Source organism: Sphingomonas sp. (assembly GCF_042091075.1).
Lineage (GTDB): Bacteria > Pseudomonadota > Alphaproteobacteria > Sphingomonadales > Sphingomonadaceae > Sphingomonas.
Genome location: NZ_JBELIE010000198.1, coordinates 1 through 5,255 on the forward strand (window position 1 = coordinate 1; position 5,255 = coordinate 5,255).

Here is a 5,255-nt window from a genome sequence, read left to right on the forward strand (position 1 = left end):
TCCGATCTCGCGAGGGCGTGACGCTCGATCTGGGTCCATGCGTCGCGGCGATGCGCGCGCGGCTGCCCGCCGATACGATCATCTGCAACGGCGCCGGCAATTTTTCCGGCTGGTGGCACCGTTACTGGCGCTATGCCGGGCCGGGAACGCAACTGGCGCCGACCGCCGGGGCGATGGGTTATGGTGTACCGGCGGCGGTCGCGGCGGCGCTGCGCCGGCCGGGCCGCTCGGTCGTGGCGATCGCGGGCGACGGCGACTTCCTGATGAACGGACAGGAACTGGCGACCGCGATCCAGCACAATGCGGACATGCTGGTGATCGTGATCGACAACGGCACCTACGGCACGATCCGCATGCATCAGGAGCGCGAATTTCCCGGCCGTCCTTCCGCCACGCGGCTGGCCAATCCCGATTTCGCGGCACTGGCGCGTGCGTTCGGCGGCTGGGCCGAAACGGTCGAGACGACCGCGCAATTCGGCCCCGCGATCGAGCGCGCGATGGCGGAAAGCGGCGTGCGCCTGATCCACTGCAAGACCGACGTCGAACAGATCACCCCCGCCACGACGCTCAGCGCGATCACGGCGCGATAGCGGACGATCGACGGCCCTTCCTTCCCCACACGGGAAGGAAGGGCCGAGCATCGATCCGCGCTGGCGCCGTCAGCGCATCACGGCATCAGAAGCGCACCCCGACGCCCGTCAGGATATTGTTCGACGAATAGCCATCGGCATAATCGACGTAGCGATATTCGCTCTTCAGATAGGCGGCCGGCGATACCTTCACCTCCACGCCCGCGCCCAGCAACACGCCATCAAGATCACGCTGGTTGTTCAGTTCGCGGACCTGCATATTGGCATAGCCGACCTTGCCGTACAGCAGGGTGTTGCTGGTCAGCGGCGTGCCGATCCGGCCCGACAGTTCGATCTGCCGCCGCTTGCGCAGCGCATCGCCATCGGCACCGATATCCGACAGCGTGACGCCCGCATCCGCACCGATCAACAGCGACGGCGACACCGCGCGATCGAAGCCGAACGCGACATTGTAGCCAACGTCGCTGGCTTTGGCGCGGCCGGTGCCGCCCAGGTTGCCAAGATCGAACTTCAGCTGATCCAGCCCGACGCTCGCTTCAACGCGGGGACCTTCGAACGCGGCGGCATCCTGCGCGCTGGCAGGCGAGGCCGCGACGAACATGGTGGCGACGGTGGCGGCCAGGGCGGCGGGAACGGTAAAACGCATGATAGACTCCTTGAGCGCGCCGCCGGTAGCGTTCGGCGGCGGCGCCCAAAGGCCCGTCAGGCGATGCAGCAGGATTTCAGCACGTAACGAAGGTGCGGCGATTTCGCGGTCAATCAAGGCAGAAGATGGCGCCTCGATAAACCGGCGATGAACATGCCGCACCCCGCCCGACGACCGGCCACAGCGGAACCGATCGCGTCAGCGCCCGGTCGCTGCCTGTTCGATCTCGGCGACTACCACCTCGGGATGCGACATCATCACTGCGTGGCTCGATTCCACCTCGACCACATGCGCCTTCGCACGACGGTACATCCAGCGTTGCAGATCGGGGCTGATCCCATGATCCTGCGTCGCGACGATCCCGTAACTCGGTTTGTCATGCCATGCGACCGGGCCCAGGGCCGTGGTGAAGATCGCCGTGGCGATCGGCACCTGCGACGCGGCCAGGAAGTCGGTGCGATCGACGGGCAGATCCTGCGCATAGACGTTGGCGAAGTCGGCACGATCCAGCATTCCCTGGCCATCGCCGAGCGGTTTCAGCTCCCATTGCGGCGCTGGCATGCGGGCCATCAGCGCGGTCATGCTCTCCCCCTGATCGGGCTGGAAGGCGGCAACATAGACCAGCGCCTTCACTTTGGGATCGACCCCCGCCATGCTGATGACCGCGCCGCCATAGCTGTGCCCGACCAGCACGACCGGCCCGTCCTGCTGCGCGATGATACGCCGCGTCGTCGCGACATCATCGTTCAGCGAGCGCAAGGGATGCTGCACCACGCTGACGTGATAGCCGTCGCGCACCAGCCGGTCGTACACCTCCCGCCACTGCGACCCGTCGCTCAGCGCGCCATGGACGAGAACGACGTTGCGGATCGGCTCGGGCGTGGCGGCAGGCACCGCGGGCGCCACAGCAGCGAGCAGGAAGAAGGCGACCCATGCCTTAGCAACGGCACGTCGCGCGCCCGTCGCCCATTGCCCAACCTGTCGCATCACCACCCCCGTCTCGATACCCGCAACCTCCAGGATCGCGGTCGCCGAGCGGCATAGGCGAGTGGCGATGCGCCGCTCAACGCGATTTACGGCCCGCTAATGGCCTTCACGCGACGGTGCGACCGCCGTTCCGGTAGCCTAGATCAGCCCCGCCAGCGGGCTCGACGGATCGGCGTAACGGCGCTGACCCATCCGGCCGGCGCGATAGCTCATCCGGCCCGCCGCGACCGCCGCCTTCATCGCCGCCGCCATCAGTACGGGATCCTTCGCCTCCGCAATCGCGGTGTTCATCAGGATACCGTCACAGCCCAGTTCCATCGCGACGGTGGCATCCGATGCGCACCCCACCCCGGCATCGACCAGCACGGGCACGCCAGCGCCTTCGACGATCAGCCGGATGGTCACGCGGTTCTGGATCCCCAGTCCGGAGCCGATCGGCGCCCCCAGCGGCATGATCGCGACCGCCCCGGCCTCCTCCAATTGCTTCGCCGCGATCGGATCGTCGACGCAATAGACCATCGGCTTGAAGCCTTCGCGCGCCAGCACCTCGGTCGCCTTCAGCGTCTCGCGCATGTCGGGATACAGCGTCCGCGCCTCGCCGAGCACCTCCAGCTTCACCAGATCCCAGCCACCCGCCTCGCGTGCCAGCCGCAGGGTGCGGATCGCGTCATCGGCTGTAAAGCAGCCGGCGGTATTGGGCAGATAGGTGATCTTCTTCGGATCGATATAGTCGGTCAGCATCGGCGCCTTGGGATCGCTGACGTTGACGCGACGCACCGCGACGGTGACGATTTCCGCCCCCGATGCCTCGACCGCGGCGGCATTCTGCGCGAAATCGCGATATTTGCCGGTGCCAACGATCAGGCGCGAACGGAACGTGCGGCCCGCCACCGTCCACGTATCCGCCTCCACCGCGGCGACATGATCGCCCCCCCCGACAAAATGGACGATCTCCAGCTCGTCGCCATCCTCCACGATCACCTCCGCGAGGGTTGAGCGCGACACCACTTCCAGGTTGCGCTCGACCGCCACCTTCTCGGGGACGAGTCCAAGCGATTCCGCCAGCGCTGCGACGCTGAGCCCGGCATGAACGCGCTTGTGCTCGCCGTTCACGATGATGGTGATGGTGCCGTCGGGATGTGCCATGCAGGCCATCTAGGAGCATGCTTCGGTCGGGGCAACGTTGCGCTCCGCGCGCGGTAGTGCGATGACCGCGCGGATGAGCGACACCGTCTATGTTCTCAACGGGCCGAACCTGAACCTGCTCGGCACGCGGGAGCCCGATATCTACGGCCACGACACGCTCGACGATATCGCCGGCCGGCTGGAGGATCGCGCCCGCGAACTGGGCCTGTCGATCGACCTGCGCCAGTCCAATCACGAAGGGCATCTGATCGACTGGCTGCACGAGGCGCAGGCCTATGATGCCCGCGCGGTGATCCTGAATGCCGGGGGTTTCACCCACACGTCGATCGCGATCCACGACGCCATCAAGTCGGTTCGCACGCCCGTCATCGAAGTCCATCTGTCCAACCCGCACGGGCGAGAGGATTTTCGCCATGTCTCCTATGTGGGACGTGCGGCGAAAGGCAGTATCGCGGGGTTCGGTGCCTTGTCGTATATGCTGGCGCTTGAAGCAGCGGCCCGCTTCTGACAGGAGGCGCGCCCTAATCTAAGGGAATTTGGGTCGCATGACCGACAACAATCAACAGGGCGCGATGCAGGTCGACGTCAACCTCGTCCGCCAGCTTGCCGAACTGCTCGACACCACGCAGCTGACCGAGATCGAGGTCGAGGACGGCGATCGCAAGATCCGCGTCGCGCGCAAGGCCGCCGCCGTGGCCGCGCCGATGCACTATGCCACCGCGCCCGCCCCGCTCGCCGCCGCTGCCCCGGCCGCCCCGCTCGCGGCCCCCGCCGGCGACATCGGCGCCGGTGTCGATTATGCCGATGCGGTCCGCTCGCCGATGGTCGGCACCGCCTATCTCGCCGCCGAGCCCGGCGCCAAGCCCTTCGCCGCCGTCGGGCAGACCGTCGCGGCGGGTGACACGCTGCTGATCGTCGAGGCGATGAAGGTGATGAACCCGATCACCGCGACGCACGCCGGCACGGTGAAGGCGGTGCTGGTGGAAAATGGCCAGCCGGTCGAATTCGACCAGCCGCTGATCGTCGTCGGTTAAGCCGCGTGGCGCAGATCAAAAAGCTGCTGATCGCCAATCGCGGCGAAATCGCGCTGCGTATTCATCGCGCGTGCCGCGAGATGGGGATCAAGACCGTCGCGGTCCACTCGACCGCCGATGCCGATGCGATGCATGTGCGGCTGGCGGACGAGGCGATCTGCATCGGCCCGCCAGCGGCGGCCGATAGCTATCTCAACATCCCCAACATCATCTCCGCCGCCGAAATCTCCGGCGCGGATGCGATCCATCCCGGCTATGGCTTCCTGAGCGAGAATGCCAAGTTCGCTGAGATCGTCGAGCTTCACAACCTGATCTTCGTCGGGCCCAAGCCCGAACATATCCGGGTGATGGGCGACAAGGTGGAGGCGAAGCGCACCGCCGGCGCGCTCGGGCTGCCGCTTGTCCCCGGCTCCGACGGGGCGATCAGCGATGTCGCCGAGGCCAAGGCGCTCGCCGAGCGGATCGGCTATCCCGTCATCATCAAGGCCGCCAGCGGCGGTGGCGGGCGCGGCATGAAAGTATGCCAGTCGGCCGATCAGCTCGAAACGCTGATGCAGCAGGCGGGGAGCGAGGCCAAGGCGGCGTTCGGCGATGCCACCGTCTATATGGAAAAATACCTCGGCAACCCGCGCCATATCGAGTTTCAGATCTTCGGCGACGGCAACGGCCAGGCGATTCATCTCGGCGAGCGTGACTGCTCGCTCCAGCGCCGTCACCAGAAAGTGGTGGAGGAAGCCCCCTCCCCCGTCATCTCCCCCGCCGAGCGCGAGCGGATGGGCGGGATCGTCGCGAAGGCAATGGCCGACATGGGCTATCGCGGCGCCGGCACGATCGAATTCCTGTGGGAAGACG

7 protein-coding genes are annotated in these 5,255 nt (G+C 66.5%); 4 read left to right on the plus strand and 3 right to left on the minus strand.

Annotated features, from left to right (window positions below):
- Nucleotides 1-590, plus strand: a 590-nt coding sequence (locus ACFDSW_RS15060) for a thiamine pyrophosphate-dependent enzyme (RefSeq protein WP_375251090.1), incomplete at its 5' end; no start/stop codon positions are given.
- 85 nt (nt 591-675) lie between these two features.
- Here the strand turns inward: ACFDSW_RS15060 and ACFDSW_RS15065 are convergent.
- The 3 genes from ACFDSW_RS15065 to thiS form a co-directional block, all read right to left on the minus strand.
- The gene (locus ACFDSW_RS15065; protein ID WP_375251091.1) at nt 676-1,236 is read right to left on the minus strand and encodes an outer membrane protein; all 561 of its coding nucleotides are present in this window, start codon (nt 1,234-1,236) and stop codon (nt 676-678) included.
- Nucleotides 1,237-1,434: 198 nt separating this feature from the next.
- Nucleotides 1,435-2,223, minus strand: coding sequence for an alpha/beta fold hydrolase (locus ACFDSW_RS15070; protein WP_375251092.1), 789 nt, complete (start codon nt 2,221-2,223; stop codon nt 1,435-1,437).
- A gap of 138 nt (nt 2,224-2,361) precedes the next feature.
- Nucleotides 2,362-3,369 (minus strand): sulfur carrier protein ThiS, encoded by a 1,008-nt coding sequence (gene thiS, locus ACFDSW_RS15075; RefSeq protein WP_375251093.1) that lies wholly within the window; start codon nt 3,367-3,369, stop codon nt 2,362-2,364.
- A gap of 73 nt (nt 3,370-3,442) precedes the next feature.
- On the opposite strand from thiS, the gene aroQ reads away from it, so the two are divergent.
- The 3 genes from aroQ to ACFDSW_RS15090 all read left to right on the plus strand — a co-directional run.
- Nucleotides 3,443-3,877, plus strand: a complete 435-nt coding sequence (gene aroQ / locus ACFDSW_RS15080) for a type II 3-dehydroquinate dehydratase (RefSeq protein ID WP_375251094.1) — start codon at nt 3,443-3,445, stop codon at nt 3,875-3,877.
- 37 nt (nt 3,878-3,914) lie between these two features.
- Nucleotides 3,915-4,403, plus strand: coding sequence for an acetyl-CoA carboxylase biotin carboxyl carrier protein (gene accB, locus ACFDSW_RS15085; protein ID WP_375251095.1), 489 nt, complete (start codon nt 3,915-3,917; stop codon nt 4,401-4,403).
- Between the two features lie 5 nt (nt 4,404-4,408).
- Nucleotides 4,409-5,255, plus strand: an 847-nt coding sequence (locus ACFDSW_RS15090; protein WP_375251096.1) for a biotin carboxylase N-terminal domain-containing protein, incomplete at its 3' end; no start/stop codon positions are given.

What these genes read in the sequence shown, in the direction of transcription:
- ACFDSW_RS15065 (WP_375251091.1), bottom strand. Translation starts at nt 1,236, where the DNA reads ATGCGTTTTACCGTTCCCGCCGCCCTGGCCGCCACCGTCGCCACCATG.
- ACFDSW_RS15070 (WP_375251092.1), bottom strand. Translation starts at nt 2,223, where the DNA reads ATGCGACAGGTTGGGCAATGGGCGACGGGCGCGCGACGTGCCGTTGCT.
- thiS (WP_375251093.1), bottom strand. Translation starts at nt 3,369, where the DNA reads ATGGCACATCCCGACGGCACCATCACCATCATCGTGAACGGCGAGCAC.
- aroQ (WP_375251094.1), top strand. Translation starts at nt 3,443, where the DNA reads ATGAGCGACACCGTCTATGTTCTCAACGGGCCGAACCTGAACCTGCTC.
- accB (WP_375251095.1), top strand. Translation starts at nt 3,915, where the DNA reads ATGACCGACAACAATCAACAGGGCGCGATGCAGGTCGACGTCAACCTC.